At 29.4% G+C, this 19,860-nt stretch carries 14 protein-coding genes; 11 read left to right on the top strand and 3 right to left on the bottom strand.

Translation table 11 applies throughout. From position 1 onward, the window contains the following. Positions 1-8: 8 nt before the first annotated feature. Entirely contained in the window at positions 9-2,180 is a 2,172-nt protein-coding gene (locus CLPU_RS10495) for a methyl-accepting chemotaxis protein (RefSeq protein ID WP_050355619.1), read from the top strand. A 141-nt stretch (positions 2,181-2,321) separates the two neighbouring features. Here the strand turns inward: CLPU_RS10495 and CLPU_RS10500 are convergent, their stop codons facing one another. Beyond that, positions 2,322-2,588, bottom strand: coding sequence for a hypothetical protein (locus tag CLPU_RS10500; protein WP_050355620.1), 267 nt, complete (start codon positions 2,586-2,588; stop codon positions 2,322-2,324). 323 nt (positions 2,589-2,911) lie between these two features. On the opposite strand from CLPU_RS10500, the gene CLPU_RS10505 reads away from it, so the two are divergent. The 7 genes from CLPU_RS10505 to CLPU_RS10530 all read left to right on the top strand — a co-directional run bounded on the left by CLPU_RS10505 (position 2,912) and on the right by CLPU_RS10530 (position 12,788). Beyond that, the gene (locus CLPU_RS10505; RefSeq protein ID WP_050355621.1) at positions 2,912-3,553 is read left to right on the top strand and encodes a lactate utilization protein; all 642 of its coding nucleotides are present in this window, start codon (positions 2,912-2,914) and stop codon (positions 3,551-3,553) included. Between the two features lie 331 nt (positions 3,554-3,884). Next, positions 3,885-4,955, top strand: coding sequence for a glutamine-hydrolyzing carbamoyl-phosphate synthase small subunit (gene carA, locus CLPU_RS10510; protein WP_050355622.1), 1,071 nt, complete (start codon positions 3,885-3,887; stop codon positions 4,953-4,955). A gap of 2 nt (positions 4,956-4,957) precedes the next feature. After that, positions 4,958-8,146, top strand: a complete 3,189-nt coding sequence (gene carB / locus CLPU_RS10515; RefSeq protein WP_050355623.1) for a carbamoyl-phosphate synthase (glutamine-hydrolyzing) large subunit — start codon at positions 4,958-4,960, stop codon at positions 8,144-8,146. Between the two features lie 341 nt (positions 8,147-8,487). Beyond that, positions 8,488-8,661, top strand: coding sequence for a hypothetical protein (locus CLPU_RS17255; RefSeq protein ID WP_157857723.1), 174 nt, complete (start codon positions 8,488-8,490; stop codon positions 8,659-8,661). Positions 8,662-8,664: 3 nt separating this feature from the next. Next, positions 8,665-9,726, top strand: coding sequence for a uroporphyrinogen decarboxylase family protein (locus tag CLPU_RS10520; protein ID WP_050355624.1), 1,062 nt, complete (start codon positions 8,665-8,667; stop codon positions 9,724-9,726). A 131-nt stretch (positions 9,727-9,857) separates the two neighbouring features. Continuing rightward, positions 9,858-10,511 (top strand): corrinoid protein, encoded by a 654-nt coding sequence (locus tag CLPU_RS10525; RefSeq protein ID WP_050355625.1) that lies wholly within the window; start codon positions 9,858-9,860, stop codon positions 10,509-10,511. A gap of 387 nt (positions 10,512-10,898) precedes the next feature. Further along, positions 10,899-12,788: a S8 family serine peptidase gene (locus CLPU_RS10530; protein WP_050355626.1), complete on the top strand. Its 1,890-nt coding sequence runs from the start codon at positions 10,899-10,901 to the stop codon at positions 12,786-12,788. A gap of 229 nt (positions 12,789-13,017) precedes the next feature. Here the strand turns inward: CLPU_RS10530 and guaD are convergent, their stop codons facing one another. Then, positions 13,018-14,304, bottom strand: coding sequence for a guanine deaminase (gene guaD / locus CLPU_RS10535; RefSeq protein WP_050355627.1), 1,287 nt, complete (start codon positions 14,302-14,304; stop codon positions 13,018-13,020). Between the two features lie 340 nt (positions 14,305-14,644). Between guaD and CLPU_RS10540 the strand changes: the two genes are divergently transcribed. Further along, the gene (locus CLPU_RS10540; RefSeq protein ID WP_050355628.1) at positions 14,645-15,772 is read left to right on the top strand and encodes a GNAT family N-acetyltransferase; all 1,128 of its coding nucleotides are present in this window, start codon (positions 14,645-14,647) and stop codon (positions 15,770-15,772) included. A gap of 67 nt (positions 15,773-15,839) precedes the next feature. Beyond that, a complete protein-coding gene (locus tag CLPU_RS10545; RefSeq protein ID WP_050355629.1) occupies positions 15,840-16,481 on the top strand; it encodes a phosphatase PAP2 family protein in 642 nt (213 codons plus the stop codon). 59 nt (positions 16,482-16,540) lie between these two features. Here the strand turns inward: CLPU_RS10545 and hisC are convergent, their stop codons facing one another. Continuing rightward, a complete protein-coding gene (hisC, locus tag CLPU_RS10550) occupies positions 16,541-17,623 on the bottom strand; it encodes a histidinol-phosphate transaminase (protein WP_050355630.1) in 1,083 nt (360 codons plus the stop codon). Between the two features lie 160 nt (positions 17,624-17,783). On the opposite strand from hisC, the gene fusA reads away from it, so the two are divergent. Next, positions 17,784-19,808, top strand: a complete 2,025-nt coding sequence (fusA, locus tag CLPU_RS10555; RefSeq protein ID WP_050355631.1) for an elongation factor G — start codon at positions 17,784-17,786, stop codon at positions 19,806-19,808. Positions 19,809-19,860 lie beyond the last annotated feature (52 nt).

Consider the following 19,860-nt stretch of genomic DNA (forward strand, 5'->3'; position numbering starts at 1 on the left):
GCGATACTATGAATAAAAAAAGAGTGACTAGAGTTTTAAGTATTTCAATGGCTAGTGTATTGACTATTTCTAGCATTGGATTTGCTCAATCAAATACTAAAAAAGATGAAACTGTATATGGGAATCTTTCACCAGAAGGTAGAGTGGAAAAAGTTATAGTGAGTGATTGGTTACATTCAGATTCAAAGAATGTTGAAATAAAAGATAAATCATCATTAAATGATATAAAAAATGTAAAAGGTGATGAAAAACCAACTATAAATGGTGAAAATGTAACATGGAAATTAAAAGATAATGATGTATACTATCAAGGAACTACAAATAAGCAATTACCTTTGGATGTTAATGTTACTTATACACTTGATGGTAAAGAAATTTCACCTAAAGATTTAGCAGGTAAATCTGGAAAAGTAAAAATAAAGTTAGAGATAAAGAATAAAGATGTAAAGCATAAAAATATAAATGGAAAAGATAGAAAGCTATTTACTCCTTTTATTGCTGTGAGTGTAGTAAATTTATCAACAGATAAGTTCACAAATGTTACTGTTAATACGGGAAAAATGATAAATGAAGGAAGTAACAATGTTATAACATATATAACAGTGCCTGGATTAGAAGAAACACTGGACAAAAGTTATTTCGATGTTCCTAATTATCTTGAAATAAGTGCTGATGTAAAAGAATTTGAAATGGGATCTATATATGTATCAGCAACTCCAAATTTATTAAATGACGACTTATTTAAAGATACTAATAAAATGAGTGATTTAATTAAAGGAATAGAGCAGATAGAAGAAGCTAGTGGGAAGCTTACAGAAGCTACAGGTATTTTAGCTAATGGTCAGGATGAATTTAATAATAACTTCAAGAAGCTTGAAAAAGGAATAAATGATTTAGGTTCAGGAGCTAAAGAGCTTAACGATGGAGCTAAAAAATTAGAAAAAGGAATAGGTGATGCTCATAATGGAGCTAAGCAAGTAGCTGACGGAGTTAATCAGTTTGTGGAGAAGTCAGGTCAACTAGGAAATGGGTTGAATCAGTTTACTAAAGGAGCAGTAGAATATGCTAATAAGTCTTCTCAATTTGCTGAAGGTGCTAGCGGTGTTGCAAATGGAGTGGGACAATTAGCTGGTGGAGCAAGTAAACTAGAAGATGGAGCTAATAAATTAGCAAATGGAACTTCTCAACTCATGAACGGACAAGATCAATTAACTAATGGAATATCACAAAGTATTGAAGGTATAAAAAAATTAAAAGCTTCAAAAGAAAAAGAGATGGGCTTTATTAATACCATGTCCAAAGGATTAGATACACTTATTAGTGCTGCTGAATCTATTACAAATGTACCAGGGGTATCAGAGATAGGTAATAAAATAGTAGCTGGGCTTAAAGAACAGAGAGCAGGGTTAGAAGGATTGAAAAACTCTGGAAATGAATTTTTACAAGGGTTATCACAATTAGAAAGTAGCTTGAAAACTATAAATGCTGGTTCACAAAATATAAAAGGAGAAACTAATAAAATTCTTCAAGGACAACAAGAATTAGCTAAAGGAGCAAGTGAACTTAATAAAGGAGCTCAATCATTAGGACCAGTAGCTAAAAAATTAGAAGAAGGAAGTAAAGGATTAAAACAAGGGGCAAGTGAACTTAATAAAGGATCATCTGATATAAATAATGGATTAGGTCAGTTTTCAGGTGGTGCTTCTAAATTAGCAAAAGGTGCTAATCAAGTATCAGATGGATTAGGACAGCTATCACAAGGAGCAGGAGCACTTGAAAAAGGTACTGAAAAACTTAATGGAGGAGCAAAAGAATTAACAAACGGTGTAGGGCAACTTATGGAAGGTTCAAATAAATTAGCTTCAGGATCAAAAGAATTGAACGAAAACATGAAAAAGTTTAGTGAAGAAGGAATAGATAAAATGACAAAAGAGCTAGGAGGACAGGTAGAAGGACTTGATGGAATAATAGAAGTAAAAGATGAATTAGTTAATATGTCTAAGTCATATAATTCTTTTACTGGTCTTGGAGAAAATATGGAAGGAACAGTTAAATTTGTTTTAAAAACAGATGAAGTAAAATACGAAAAACCAGAAAAGGAAGATAAAAAAGAACAAGTGAAAGAAGAAAAAGGATTCTTTAAATGGATAAAAGATACAATTGAAAATATATTCAATTAATATATTTTAGGATAGATATTAACCAATAATAAAATTTCATAATTTAGATATGTAAAGTTAATTCACAATCTTAAAAGTAAAAGATATAGCTTAATAATTAAGCTATATCTTTTTTATTTAACAAATTAAATTCTATATAAACTATACATGATATTTAAATATTAAAAAAGCTACAACTAAGTTTAAAAATCCTATTATAAAAAACATATATGGTTTTACTTTCTTAATTGTAAATAGATAATCTCTTATTCCATGTAGCAAAAATATTATTCCAAATAAGATGTTTATAATTAGCTTGCTAGTAACATCTGGAATGAATAATGATGCAAGAGATACAGCTACAGTAGCAATAGAAATTATGAATAATATGTTAGAAAATATATAGTATTTTTTATTATATTCACCCATTGAAGCACCACCTTATTAAATTCAATAACTTCCATATTATAGCATAGCTTGTACATAAAATTTCAAATTACTCTTTAATTTTGTTAATTAAATTGTGGTTATTTAATATAGTCATAGCAATTGATTAAGGTAATTAGTAGCTACACACTAATACGATATGTATAAATATGCAATGATCGTATATCAAAAAACTTTAAAACTAAGAAAAAATAAAAAAATAGTGTAATTTATTTCAAAATCATTTATAATTATAAATAACATAAAAAACATATAGTAAATATATAGATATACTTTATCAAGAGTTAAAGGAGGAAGTATATATTATGGATGAAAATATTAGGTTCGTATTTGAAGAAAAGATTAAACGAGTAATAAAAAATTTAGAAGAAAACAATATAAATGGATATTTTGTTGAAGATGAAAAAGATGCCATAGAAAAAATCAAGGAAATTATAGAAGAAGGAGATACTGTTTCAGTTGGAGGATCTATGAGTTTGTTTGAAACTGGAATAATTGATTTTTTAAGAAAGGGAAATTACAACTTTTTAGATAGATATGAAGAAGGACTAACTTCTAATGATATAAAGGAACTATTTATAAAAACTTTTTCATCAGATGCTTATTTAGTTAGTACAAATGCTATAACAGAAAAAGGAGAACTTTATAATGTTGATGGATTAGGAAATAGAGTAGCTGCAATGATTTATGGACCTAAAAAAGTTATTGTAGTAGCTGGGATTAATAAAATAGTTAAAGATATCGATGAAGCTATTATGAGAAATAGAGAAATAGCGGCACCTGCAAATAGTAAAAGATTAGATAAAAAAACCCCTTGTAAAAAAGTTGGTTATTGTATGGATTGTAACAGTCCAGAGAGAATTTGTAACAAATATACTATTATAAAAAAAGAGTATCAAAAAGACAGAATGTATGTAATAATTGTAAACCAATATTTAGGATATTAGAGATATGAATAATTGATATATACTGGATGGGACTTCAGATAGTAATTATTAGATATAAAAATGTGACAAATGTGTGTTGACATTTTTATAAATATAGTGATAGAATTCTTATAATGATAAATTATCTTTAATCTGGTCCAGAGAGGCTAGAAAGGTATGAAAATAGGAGTGTTTTTATCTATTACTATGTTCAAGGTAAGTATGCCTTTCTGTGCCCATGCCCAGGAAGGCTTTTTTTATTGTAAAAATAAAAAAAGCCAAAGTAAAATATATGAAAAATAAAAAGATCTAGTAAAAGATATCTAGATAAACTTACTGGCGGGGTGATAAAATGAATGGAATTCTATATTTAGAAGATGGAACAGTTTATGTAGGAAAAGGATTTGGTCATGTTGGTACGTCTGTTGGAGAGCTAGTTTTTAATACAGCAATGACAGGATATCAAGAGATTCTTACAGATCCATCATATGCTGGACAAATAATAACTATGACTTATCCTCTGATAGGGAACTATGGAGTAAACAAGGTAGAAAAAGAATCTAATGAAATATATGCAAGAGGACTTATTGTAAAAAATGTTTCTGACACTCCTTCAAACTATAAGAGCGAGGGTATACTAGATAATCTATTAAAAGAAATGAAGATAGTAGGTATACAAGGTGTAGATACAAGAAGTATAACTAAAAAAATAAGAAGTCTAGGATCGGTAAAGTGTGTGATAACTAATGAAGAATTATCTGTAGGAGAATTAGAAAGCCTTATAAAGGAAACTGACTTAAGAGAAGATTGGATGAAAGAAGTTAGTACAAATGAGATAATTCATGTAGATGGTAATGGACCTAAAGTAGCTGTAATGGACTTTGGTGCAAAAGGAAATATAATAAACCTTTTACAAGCTAGAAGCTGTAATATAACAGTATTTCCTTATGGAACATCATATGAAGATATAATGAGTATAAATCCAGATGGTGTTCTCCTAAGCAATGGACCAGGTAATCCAAAAGTAGCAGAAGAAGCAATATCAGTTGTGAAAAAAGTTATAAAAAAGGTACCGACTTTCGGAATATGTTTGGGTCATCAACTACTAGCACTTGCTGTAGGAGGAAACACTTATAAGATGAAGTATGGACACCGTGGCGGAAATCATGGAGTATATGATATAGAAAAAGATAAATCTTTTATAACATCTCAAAATCATGGATACAGTGTAGATGCAGAAAGTATTAAAGATACAGGAATGATAATAACTCACATTAATTTAAATGACAATACAGTAGAGGGAATGAGGCATAAAGAACTTCCTGTATTTTCAGTTCAATTCCATCCTGAAGGTTCACCAGGACCGACTGATACAAATTATTTGTTAGATAGTTTTGTAGATATGATTAAGGAGGGAAAATAACAATGCCAATAGATAAGTCTTTAAATAAAGTCATGATTATAGGCTCAGGTCCAATAGTAATAGGGCAAGCAGCTGAGTTTGATTATTCAGGGACACAAGCATGTAAAGCTATAAAAGAAGAAGGAATAAAAACAATACTCGTTAATAGTAATCCTGCAACTATAATGACAGATATGAATGTTGCAGATAAAGTATATATAGAGCCATTAACAGTTGAAACTATAGAAAACATAATAGATAAAGAAAGACCAGATGGAATACTTGCAGGGTTTGGAGGACAAACTGCTCTAAACTTAGCTATGACACTTCAAGAGCAAGGTATATTAGATAAATATGGAGTTAGACTTTTAGGAGTAAAAAGAGAGACAATAAAAAAGGCAGAAGACAGAGAATCATTTAAAGACTTAATGCTTGAAATACAAGAACCTATAGCAGAGAGTATTATAGCCACAGATTTGCAACAATGTGAAGAGTTTGTAGCTAAAAATGGATATCCAGTTATTATAAGACCAGCATATACACTAGGTGGCACTGGTGGTGGTATAGCAAGTAATCACGAAGAACTTATAGATATTTGCACAAGTGGTATAAACAGTAGTCCAATAGGTCAAATACTGTTAGAACAAAGTGTAGCAGGCTGGAAAGAAATAGAGTTTGAGGTAATGAGAGATGCCAAAGATAATTGCATAGTTATCTGTGGTATGGAAAATATAGATCCTGTTGGGGTTCATACAGGAGATAGTATAGTTATAGCTCCTTGTCAAACATTAAGAGACAAAGAATATCAAATGCTAAGGGCTTCAGCTCTGAAAATAATAAGAAGTCTTGAAATACAAGGTGGATGTAATGTACAATATGCACTAGATCCAAACAGTGAAAAATATGTAGTTATAGAAGTAAATCCTAGAGTTAGTCGTTCAAGTGCTTTAGCTTCAAAAGCTGCAGGATATCCTATAGCAAAGCTTGCTTCAAAAATAGCTATAGGTTTTAGCTTAGATGAACTTAAGAACTATGTAACAAAAACATCGAGCGCTTTCTTTGAACCTACATTAGACTATGTAGTTATAAAAGTACCTAAGTGGCCATTTGACAAGTTTAGTAAAGCAGCAAGAAAATTAGGTACTCAAATGAAAGCTACCGGAGAAGTTATGTCTATAGGTAGAACATTTGAGAGTTCATTACTAAAAGCATTAGATTCTTTAGAAGGAAAATTTGTAGGATTAAGAATGCCCGAATTCCAAAGTATAAGTAAAGAAGAACTAATTGAAAAAATAAAAATGTGCGATGATGAAAGAATATTTGCATTAGCTCATGGATTGAGAATAGGTATATCAATAGAGGAATTACATGATTTAACTAAAGTTGATAAGTGGTTTTTAAATGGAATTAACAATATAGTAGTAATGGAAAATAGACTGAAAGAAGAAAAATTAAATGCAAAATTATTAAAAGAAGCTAAAGAAATGGGATTTGTAGATTCTGAAATAAGTGATTTAAGTGGTGTAGATGTAGAAGATATAGTTAAACTTAAAAAAGAAAATAATATATATCCAGTGTATAAAATGGTAGATACATGTGGTGGAGAGTTTGACGCAGAAACTCCTTACTACTACTCATGTTACGAAGAAGAAGACGAAAATGTAATATCAGATAATAAAAAAATCATAGTATTAGGATCAGGACCCATAAGAATAGGGCAAGGAATAGAATTTGATTATTGTTGTGTACATGGAGTATGGGCTATAAAAGAAGCAGGATATCAGTCAATAATTATAAATAATAATCCAGAGACAGTAAGTACCGACTTTGATACATCTGATAAACTATATTTTGAATCACTATATATAGATAATGTAATGAATATAATAGAAAAGGAAAAACCAGAAGGTGTAGTAGTACAATTTGGTGGTCAAACAGCAATTAATTTGGCTGAAAAGCTAAGTAAAAAAGGTATAAAGATACTAGGAACTTCCTTTGAATCTATAGATCTTGCTGAAGATAGAGGAAAGTTTGGAGACTTACTAAAGAGCTTAAATGTACCAACTCCAGAAGGTAAAGCAGTTATAAGTTTGGAAGAAGCTTATAAAACAGTTGAAAAATTAGGATATCCTGTAATAGTTAGACCATCTTATGTTATAGGTGGCCGTGCAATGCAGGTAGTATATGATAAAGACACACTAACAAATTATATGACAGAAGCCGTAAGTTTATCAAAAGAACATCCCGTATTAATAGATAAATATGTAATGGGAACTGAAATAGAAGTTGATGCTATATCAGATGGAGAAGATATACTAATGCCTGGTATAATGGAACATATAGAAAGAACGGGAGTTCATTCAGGTGACAGTATAACGGTATATCCTACAGTTACATTGTCAAAAGAAGTTATAGATAAATTAGTTGAATATACAACTAAAATAGCTAAAGAATTAAAAACAATAGGACTCATAAATATACAGTATGTGTACGATGGTGAGAAAGTATATGTGATAGAAGTCAATCCTAGAGCTTCAAGAACGGTGCCTATACTAAGTAAAGTTACAGGAGTTCCAATGGTAAAACTTGCAGTAGAGTCAATGTTAGGTAAAAAGTTAAAAGATATGGGATATGGAACCGGATTAAAAGAAAATAAGGACTTTTATGCAGTTAAGATGCCAGTATTCTCAACTGAAAAGCTTGGAGATGTAGATACCTATCTAGGTCCTGAAATGAAATCTACCGGAGAAATACTAGGACTTGATATTGAACTTGATAAAGCTATATACAAAGGATTCAAAGCTACAGGTGTAAATATACCAGTAATAGGTGGATTATATGTATCATTAAAAGATGTAGATAAAGAAGAAGGATTGGAAATTGTAAAAGAATATGTAGATTTAGGATTCAAAATATATGCTTCAACTGGAACACATAAATTCTTACAAGAAAAAGGTATAACAGGTGAGGCTATAGATTTAACAGATGTAGAAAAACTTATAGCAAAAGGAGAAATAGACTTAATACTAAATACTCCAACAAAAGGAAATAATAAAGCAAGTAGAGGATTTAAGATAAGAAGAAAAGCTGCAGAATTTAAAACTCCAATTTTTACAAGTATAGATACGGCTAAGTTATTTTTAACAGCAATTAGAATTAAGAAAAATGGAGAAAAAGTAGAGTATAGGACATTAGCTGAATACTTTAATTAATAAAATATTATATTAGCTCAAGAAGAACTTATCCTAAAAAATAGATGAAAAGTCTAGAACTAGGATAAGTTCTTTTTTATTATATACAGTTAATATTTTATATAAACTCTATCTATTGAAAATAACAGAAACATAATAAGATTCGATAAGACAAAGTATTTATTGCGTGGTACTATGTTTACGTATGGATAATATTTATTTTTGGAAAGAAGGTATTGAAATTATACTTTATAAAAGGAATACAATGACATAAAGATCACACACCGGAAGAAATAGCAGATGAGATTTCAAAAGTATTTCCTAATAGAGATAAAAAAGAACTAGTAATAGCATTGGAAATGATGAAGCCTTTTATATTTACTACTGGTGAACTTACTGAGTCAGGACATAAAGCAGCTAATAAGGTTTCAAAAGAAGCAAATATGATAAAAAATTATGGTAAAAGAGAAGATTTAGTAGATGATTCTTTTTTGAAAAAAGCTATGGAAGGTTACAAAAACAAAAAGGGGAGATAACTTATGTATAAAGACGAGCTTACTCCATCAGAAAGAATGAGAAAACTAGTTATGAGAGAAGAGATAGATAGAATTCCAGTAATGGGATCAGGTAGTGAATTTGGCGCTAGTTTATCTAATCTTTCTTTAAAAGAATTTTATTTAAATCCTGAATGGGCAATGGAAGTTGGAGAAAAAGTTGTAGAGCTATTAGGATTAGATAGTGGTCCATCATATGGCATGCCTCAAGGCTCTTGCTGGGATTTTGGAGGAGAAGTTGAGCTTAAAACTTCTCCAAGATTGTCATTTCCGATAGTGAAAAAAAGACCTGTGGAAAAAGTAGAAGATATAGATAATCTAACTATTCCTGATATAGAAAAAGCACCACATATGGGACGTACAGTAAAGTTTCAAGAGCTGAATATGAAAAAAGGAAGAGATGTTTCTTTTACTGTAGGATCACCTATGGGTGTTACTGTTGATATATTAGGAGCAACTACTATGTTAAAGTGGTTTCGAAAGGAACCAGAAGCTATTTACAGGATTCAAAGGATAGCTACAGATTATATACTAAAAAGAGCAGATTATTTTATAGATAGGTTTGGAGTTGAGAACTGTTCTGTAGTTTCAATGTATCCTATGGAAAGTAATGCTTTAATTCCGACTAGTTTGTTTGAAAAATTTAGCCTTCCATACATATCAGAAATTCATAGCAAACTTATTGATAAAGGAATAAAAAAATGGAGCGTTCATCTTTGTGGAGATCATATGAAAAATCTGTACTATTGGAAAAATGAAATAAAGTTAGCTCCTAGAACTACATTTAGTCTTAGTGCAGATATGGATATAGTAGAAACAGGTAAATATTTAGGTCCTGACTATATAATTGGAGGTAATGTTCCAACAACTATTTTAAAAATTGGTACTTATAATGAAGTATTAAACTATTGTGAGGATATTATTAAAAAAATGAAGAATAGACCTGGTGGTTTTATACTTATGCCTGATTGTGCTATTTCTCCTTCTACACCACCACTTAATATGTATGCTATGGTTAACGCAGCTAAAACTTATGGAAGATACTAATTTATATTTATAGATTAGTAATAAATATAACAAAACTATAAGGAGGTGAAAACCGTTATAGATGTATAAAAGTTAAAACAATAGTGAAATTTAAAAACTAGTTTTATATAACTTTTCTATAACGGGATAATATGTGTAACCTTAAGAAGCATTTACTAGATCAACTTTCTGAATGCGTGGTAGAAATGGAAGAAGATAAAGTTGTAAAAGTTGCTAATGAATATGTAAATAATAAATTTGATATAAATGAAGGAATTACAGAAGGACTAGCTAATGGTATGGAGAAAGTAGGGGAATTATACGAAGAAGGAGAATATTATATTCCTGAAATGCTGATATGTGCTGATACAATGTATAATGGATTAGATGTTTTAAAAGCAAATCTGAAGAGTCAAGATGTAGATGAAAAATATAAGGCTGTAGTTGGAGTAATAGAAGGAGATACTCATGATATAGGAAAGAATCTGTTTAAAATAATGCTTGAAACTGTTGGATTTGAAGTATGTGATTTAGGAAGTAATGTTGCACCTATTGATTTTATCAATAAGGCTAAAGAAATAAATGCTAACTTAATTGGAGTTTCAACTCTTATGACTACTACGATGGAAAATATGGCCGAAGTTATAGAGCTATTAAAAAGAGAAAATATACGAGAAAAAATATCGGTAATGATCGGTGGAGGTCCAGTATCGCAAACCTTTGCTGAAAAGATTGGAGCAGATGGATATGCTAAAGATGCCCATGCTGCAGCTAATTTAGCTAAAAAGCTTGTTTCAAATAATTAATATACTATATCTTAAAAGTAAATGATTAAAATTTACTAATGTCATTTTCATTAACTAGATATAAAATCTAAAAAATCCTATCAAAACTTGATAGGATTTTTTTATTCCACAATTATACAAATAGTCATAAATTTGAGTGACTCTGATCTTATTTACTTTGTTTCCTAAAAGTGGTATTATGAAATAAACATATATCGCTAAAAAAAGTCATATTATTACAATTTAATAACAGAACATATTTAATTAATTAGTCATTTAATTAAGAAAGAAGGTGATAATAAGGAGGAATACTTAGTGTTTTATAATGAAATTTATAAAAAAGATCTAGCCTATATCATATGAAAAAAATCTTGCAATTTAAATTATATTGTTTGAGAGGTGAATTTTATGAAAAATTTTAAGTTATTCAAAAAGATAGTTTCTATAACTATAGCCTTATCGTTAGTGTTACTTAACTTTACACCTTTCATAAATAATACGTTAGTATTGGCAAAGGAAGAAATCAAGACTCGTGTAGTAGTTAAGATTGAGGATAATGCTGATATTACATATGAAAATAATATAAAAGATAGTAAGGAGCTTATAAAACAATATCCTCAGCTAAATGAGGTACTTGATAAATATCCTCATCTTGAATTTGAACAGTTATTTGAGTCTATTGAAGAGGAGCAAGTTCAAGAATCTAATACATATTATTCTGAGTCAAGTGAAAGTGATGTATCTAATTTATTAAATTATTATGTTGTTGAGGTTTCAAATGAATCTCAAGGAAGGATTATAGTAGAAGTATTAGAAAAGCTGGATTTTATTGAGACAGCTTACATAGAGGGAAAACCTGTACAACCTACATCTGTCTATCCGTATGATGATCCAAGATATCCAAGACAAGGATATCTAAAACCAGCTCCATTAGGAATTGATGCAGAATACGCGTGGAAACTTAAGGGTGGAGATGGAAAAGGAATAACATTTGTAGACGTGGAACAAGGATGGGCATTAAATCATGAAGATCTAATTGAAAAAGATATTAAATTAATATCTGGAGTAAATCGTATGTTTTATGAACATGGAACTTCTGTTTTAGGAGAAGTAGTAGCTATGGATAACAATATTGGGAATGTAGGAATAACACCAAATGCAAATGCAAAAGTAGTTTCTCAATGGAGAACTAATAGCAAATATAGTACAGCTGATGCAATTTTGAGTGCTGTTAACAATATGAATCCAGGAGATGTATTACTTCTAGAAGCACAAACAAATTATTCAGGTTATAGCTCTTATTTGCCAGTAGAAGTAGAGCCAGCAGTTTTTGATGCTATTAGATTTGGTACAGATAAAGGTATTGTAATAGTTGAAGCAGCTGGAAATGGATCTAATGATTTAGACAATTTTAAAGATATTCATGGTAAACAAGTATTAAATAGAAATAGTCGTGACTTTAAAGATTCAGGTGCTATTATGGTTGGGGCTGCTACATCTAGTGTTCCTCATCAAAAATCTAAATTTTCAAACTACGGAAGTCGTATAGATACATATGGATGGGGAGATAGTATTGATACGTTATCTGGTACTCCAGAAAAACCTAATCTATATACATCGTATTTTAATGGAACTTCAGGAGCTTCACCAATTGTTAGTGGCGCAGCAATAGCTATTCAAGGAATTGCAAAAGAAATGTTTGGAAAAGTATATAGTCCTGAAAAACTAAGGGATATTTTAAGTGATCCGAGTACAGGAACACTGTCTGCAAATCCTACTAACGATAAAATAGGAGTAATGCCAAATTTAAAAGCAATTTTGGACAAGATAATTGGATCATCAGATGAAATAGATAAAGAACTACCAAATGCACCATCAGATTTAACTTATACATCTAAAACAGAAAAAAATATATCTTTAAAATGGAATGAATCAACAGATAATATAAAAGTAGAAAAATATGAAGTATATAGAGATAATAAATTTATTGGTTTTTCAAGAACGAGAACATATGAGGATGTAGACTTGGAACCAGATAAAGAATATAAATACTATGTTGTGGCTATAGATTCATCAGGTAATAAATCTTTACCAAGTAATGAAATAGCAGTAAAAACTGATCCTAGTAAAGTTACTACTTATCCAGAATGGGATTCGAATAAAGCATATAATGGAGGGGACATAGTAACATATAAAGGAATTACATATCGTGCCAAATGGTGGTCTGTCCCTGGATATGCTCCTGATACAAAAGTTATAAATGAGTGGGAGACACCTTGGGAAGTATATAAATATTAGACAATAAATATTTTATACATAAAATATTTAAAGTAACTAAAAAATAAAATAACAATTAAAGTCATTAATATCTTTTTAGATATAAATATTTATGAATAGATTTTAAATAGAAAACTCTCTTTAAGCATATAGATTATTTTAAATATATTTGCTAAAGAGAGTTTTTTATATAATGCAGATTACTTGTTTATGATATATATTATTATCTTGTTAAGAGTCTGATGTTCGTTTAATCAAACTTAGGCTCTTCAATCTTTTTTCCAGTCACGTATCTTTCTAATATATTTCTATCATCGCCTATATATATGAATCTTTGGATACGTTCTTTAATTGTAATATCAAGTTCTCCTAGATTTCTGTCATCTATAATCAGTGCATCAAAATCATATTCTTTTTCAAAACTTCCTACTTTACCGAAGAACTCTCCACCACCCTTAGTTGCGAGATAAAAGGCTTCAGAAGTTGTTAATGAATCAAGTTCTCCTTCTGAATCTATCCATCTCATCTTTGAAGCTTGAACTGCTGCAACCATACAATGTAAAGAAGATGCAGTATGTCCTCCAGATATATCACTACCAAGACTTACTTTTACACCTTGATTTAGAAATTTTCTAACAGGTGCTATACCGCTAGATAAATTATAATTTGAATGAGGACAGTGAGAAACGAAAACACCATTTTTCTTCATTAAGCTTATTTCATTATCATCACTATGAACACAGTGTGCCATTACTGTAGGTTGTTGTCCAAATAATCCAAAATGGTCATATACACTTCCATAAGTGTCAAACTCTGGATGTAATTCTTTAACCCATGCAACTTCACTAGGATTTTCTGATAGATGAGATTGTACATGAGCGTTATATTTTTTTGCTAATTCACCAAGTCCCTTCATCAGTTCAGGAGTGCACGAAGGAACAAATCTTGGAGTTACTATAGGTTTGACAATGTCCGATTTATCTATATATTCTCTTAATATTTCTTCAGTATCTTTAAGAGATTGTTGAGTATTTTCAGTTAAATCTGATGAAGAGTTTCTATCCATATTTACCTTACCAACAAAAGCACCTAATCCAGACTTAATGAACATATCTAACAGTAACTTAGTGGATTCTTTATGTATAGTGTTAAATATACATGAACGAGTAACACCGTTTTTCCATAGTTCACTTATAAGTCTCTTATACACTTTTTTAGCATAGTTTAAGTCACTATATTTAGCTTCTTCTGGAAAAGTATAAGTTTCAAGCCATGGTAAAAGCTCTTTATCAAGTCCAAGTCCTCTATTAGGAAACTGAGGAGCATGTAGATGAGTGTCTACAAATCCAGGGATTATTAATTTATTACCGTGGTCTATAACATTTATATCTTTATATTTTTCAGGAATAGAAGAAGATACTTCTTCTATTTTATCATCTTTAATAACGATATAACCATTTTCTAATATTGTAAATTCATTTTTTGTTTTAGTGAATACTATATTTCCTTTGAAAATTTTAATTGATTGATTAGACATATCATAATACACTCCTTATATATTATTTAATTATATTATTTTTTATAAAAAAGACATAATATATTCATTTATTGACGTAAATATATAGAATATTATAGTCAAAATAAGAATATTACAATTTAAATATAAAAATTTATATATAGAACTTCAATATGTATGAAAAAGGAATGAGAAGGGAATATAAAACGTAACTTTTAATTACACTAGTTTTGTGATAAAATTAGTATGCATTTACGAAAGCCTCCCTTGTTTTAGCTGTTTTGCTAACTTCTATTTGTAATGGAGAAATTTTTGTAAATGCTTTTTTATTATTTACACTTGAAAAAATTGGAGGTATATGATGGCAACAATTGAAGTAACAGAAGTAAAAACGAAGAAAGAAGAAAAGGACTTTATAAGATTGCCCTGGAAGATTTATGAAAATGATCCATGTTGGGTTCCGCCATTAATGTCAGATGTAAAAAAAAGCATACATGGAGAAAATAATTCTTTAAAAGAAAGCGGACCATATAAATTATTACTAGCATATAAAAATGGTGACATATGTGGAAGAATGTGTATAGGTATAAATGAACATTTAAATGAAGCTAAAGGATATAAAGAAGGATATATATCATTATTTGAAAGCATAAATGACTTTGAAGTTTCTAAAAAACTATTTGACTATGCATTTAAATGGTTTAAAAAAATGAATATGGAGAAAGTTATAGGGCCAATATCTCTCCCAAATGGTGATGACAATAGAGGTGTTCTAATAGATAATTTTGAAGATCCTACTTTGGTAATGAACATTTATAATAAACCATACTATAGAATGTTATTTGAAGATTATGGATTTGAAAAATATTGGGATTGTTATGCTTATAAATATAAGATATCTAAAGGAGTGAGTAAACGATATAAAGATATAGTGCCTTATGCTATGGACAAGTATAAGTTCACATTAGATATGTTTAATTTAAAAAAATTTGATCAAGAATTAGATGATATAAAAAAAGTAATAGATAAGGCTATGCCAGAGGAATGGGAAGATTTTATACCACCTACAGAAGACGAAATAAGAGTAATAGGTGAAAACTTAGCTCCTGTTATAGATCCTGAACTTATATATATAGCAAGAAATAATGAAGGAGAGCCAATTGGATTTAATATAGCACTACCTGACTACAATCAAGTACTAAAGCATTTAAATGGAAAAATAACCCCATTTGGATTTTTAAAATATTTATACTATAAAAGAAAAATTACAAGAGCAAGACTATTTGTATTATTTGTTATACCAGAGTATAGAAGAAAAGGTGTAGCTTCGGCTATATATTTAAAAACTTTAGAGGTATGTGAAAAAAGAGGATATACTTATGGAGAAGGTTCAACTGTTTGGGAATATAATAAAACTATGCAAAGAGATATAGAAAAATTAGGGGGTAAACTATATAAAACATATAGAATATATAAGAAGAAAATATAGCTTATAATATAATTTAACATTAAAACTGAAGCCTTTTAAGGACAAAGCATAAAGAAGGTGAGTGAGAATGAAGGATTTTTATAAAAAATACGAGCACTTATTTATGATTTTAATATTAATAACTTTAAGCTTGGTGTATTTTCAAATAAATAGTTTAAATAGACAAGTATATAATGTAGAAATTTTTATAGATAACTATATTCCATATGTAAAATATATGATTATTCCATATGTTATATACTATATTTATTTGTGGGGAACTTATATTTATATGATATTTAAAGATAGAAGTCTCTTTGTAGTTCATGCTAAAACAATGGCATTTGGAACAGTTATAAGCATTATAATATTTTTAATATTCCCAGGATATATAACTAGACCTGAAATAGTTGGAGACGATATATTTACAAAATTAACTTTACTTATATATAGTGCAGATAATCCTGTAAATGTACTTCCAAGTCTTCATGTTTTACAATCAGTATTAACTCATAAAGGTATAATTAACATTAAAAATATAAGCAAGTTTTCTAAATATGTTTCTCAGATTACATGTGCACTTATAAGTCTATCAACTGTAATGATAAAACAACACTCTTTTCTAGATTTAATATTTGGATATGGATTAGCTATACTTTCTTATAGAATAGTATATAAAAGAAGTGGACTAAGTTTAAAGGTTGACGGAAACGATATTATGGGAGCTTAGGAATAAAAAAAGATAGTGACTCTACTAAGTCACTATCTTTTTTAGTTAATAATTAAAGTTTATTTATTCAAAACTTCTTTAAGCAATTTGATAAATATAGCATTTTGCTCACTAGTACCTATACTAACTCTTATCCAAGTATCAATTATAGGTCTAATAATCATACCTCTTTTTTGAAGTTCAACATATACTTCATTAGCATCCTTTTCTACGTTGACAAATATATGATTAGTTTCAGATTGAGCATACTCTAATCCTAATTTGTTGAACTCTTCATACAGATACTTTTTACCTTCTTTATTTGTTTCATAACTTTTCTTTATAAATTCTTCATCATTAAGAGCAGCAAGTGCAGCAGCTTGTGCTAGTGAGTTAACATTGAAAGCTGCTCTTACTTTGTCAATGTTTTGAATGACTTCTTCATTTGCTATAGTGTATCCTATTCTTAAAGAGGCAAGTCCGTATATTTTTGAAAATGTTCTTAAAATAATTAAGTTATCATATTTTTTAAGAAGCTCTATACTATTTTTAGGATACTCATCGCTAGTTACATACTCATTATAAGCTTCATCATAAACTACTATTACATCTTTGGGAACTTTACTTAAAAAGTTTAATAGCTTTTCTTCTGTAAACATAGTTCCTGTAGGGTTGTTAGGATTACATAACCAAATTAACTTAGTATCATCACTTAAAGCCTTTAACATACCATCCAAGTTATAAGTCCATTTTTCAAGAGGTACTATAACAGGCTTTCCTCCCATCATTTTTGTAGTAGATATGTATCTAGGAAAAGTAACAGAGGATAATATAACTTCATCATCTTTACTTATAAATGTCTTGGCTAATATATCTACCATTTCATCAGAACCACTGCTTAATGCTATTTGCTTAGGGGTTACATTAAGCTTTTTAGATAAAGATTCTTTTAATAATGTACAATTACCATCTGGATATATAGCTAAAGAATCAGCAGCTTTCTTTATAGCTTCAATACATTTTGGAGAACATCCAAGAGGATTCTCATTAGAAGCTAGCTTTATTACATCACTTATACCATATTCTCTTTTAACATCATCTATAGGTTTGCCTGGTTGATAAGGAGTAAGATCTTTAAGTTCTTCTCTAAAAGTAATACTCATAAAAAAACCCCCTTTAAATTAACTAAATCTAGTAAACATTATAGTAACAATTATATCACATACAACAATTGCATATATATAGATATATAATATTTATTCAAAAAATGTTAATAATTATGAAGAAAAAAGTATATCTTTGTAAAATAAAGGGGGAAAATATATGCAAACGTACCACACTAGCCAAATAAGAAATGTGGTTTTGTTAGGTCATGGTAGTTGTGGAAAAACCACTTTAGGAGAGTCAATACTTTACGCTACTAAAACTATAACTAGAAAAGGAAAAGTAGAAGAAAAGAATACTATATCAGACTTTAATAAAGAAGAAATGAATAGGCAGTTTTCAATATCTACTTCAATATTACCTGTAGAATGGAAAAATATAAAAATAAATATGTTAGATACACCAGGATACTTTGATTTTTACGGTGAAGTAGAAAGTGCTTTAAAAATTTGTGAAAGTGCAGTTATAGTTGTAGATGCATCTTCTGGAATAGAAGTAGGTACAGAAAAAGCGTGGAAACTTACAGAAAAAGAGGAAAAGCCTAAAATTATATTTATCAATAAATTAGACAAAGAAAACATTAATTTAAATAAGTTAATAGATAATTTAAGAGACAAACTTGGACTCAAGATAGTACCAGTTACTATTCCCACAGGAAAAGAAGATAGCTTTAAGGGATTTGTAGATATAATAAACATGGTAGGAAAACGATATAATGGAGAATACTGTGAAGATGTTCCTATATCAGATGAGGTACAAGAAGAAGTAAATAAATATAGAGATATATTGATAGAGTCAATAGCAGAGACTGATGAAAATTTATTGGAAAAGTTTTTTAATGAAGAGGAATTTACAGAGGAAGAAATAAGAGATGGATTGAAAAAAGCTATATTGAATAATAACTTAGTACCAGTTGTAATGGGCTCAGCTATAAATGATATTGGAGTACATACATTACTTAATATGATAGATAACTACTTACCAAGTCCAGAGGATATAACTTTATCTAATATAGAGATAAATAATCAAGATCCTTTTTCAGCATTTGTATTTAAAACAATTTCAGATCCGTTTGTGGGAAAAATATCTTTATTTAAGGTATGCACTGGAAAAATAAGTAAAGATAAAGAAATATATAATGCTAATAAAGAAAGTGCTGAGAAGTTATCCAATATATTTATTATGAGAGGTAAAAATCATATAGAAGTTAATGAAATAATAGCAGGAGACATAGGTGCTACTACTAAACTCCAAATTACAGGTACAGGAGACACTCTATGTGATAAGAAAAGAATAATAAAGTATGAGAAAGTAAATTATCCTCAACCATGCTTATTTTTAGCAATCGAACCTAGATCTAAAGGAGACGAAGAAAAAATAGGAATATCACTACAAAAAATTGTTGATGAAGATCCTACATTTACAGTAGAAAGAAATAAGGAAACTAAAGAACTCTTAATAGGGGGGCAAGGTAATATACAGTTAGATATAGCTGTAAGTAAATTGAAAAATACGTTTGGAGTAGATGTAGACTTAAAAGATCCTAAAATACCTTACAGAGAAACTATAAAAGGTAAATCAGATGTTCAAGGCAAGCATAAAAAACAAACTGGTGGAGCGGGTCAATATGGAGATGTACATATAAGATTTGAGCCTAGTGAAAATGAATTTGAATTTCAAGAAGAAATATTTGGAGGAGCTGTACCAAGGCAATATATACCTGCTGTTGAAAAAGGACTTAGAGAAAGCTTGGAAAAGGGAGTTTTAGCAGGATTTCCAGTAGTTAATGTAAGAGCAATACTATATGATGGATCTTACCATTCTGTGGATTCAAATGAAATGGCTTTTAAGATAGCTGCTTCATTGGCTTTCAAAAAAGGAATAAAGGAAGCAAATCCTGTTTTACTTGAACCTATTATGAAGATTGAAATACTAATACCTGAAGAATATATGGGTGAGATTATGGGAGATATGAATAAAAGAAGAGGTAAGATATTAGGAATGGAACAAAAAGAAGATGGAAGTCAACTAGTCATAGCAGAGGCACCACATTCTGAAATACTTAAGTATGCTACAGATTTAAGATCAATGACACAAGCTAGAGGAACTTTCACAATGGAATTTTTGAGATATGAAGAAGTACCTCACCATATGAGTGAAAAAATTATAGAAGAGTTTCAATAGAATAAATAGATAGATATAAATATAAGAAGTACTAAAAATATTTTTAGTACTT

Origin of the sequence: Gottschalkia purinilytica (genome assembly GCF_001190785.1) — a bacterium.
GTDB classification, from domain to species: Bacteria; Bacillota; Clostridia; order Tissierellales; family Gottschalkiaceae; genus Gottschalkia_A; species Gottschalkia_A purinilytica.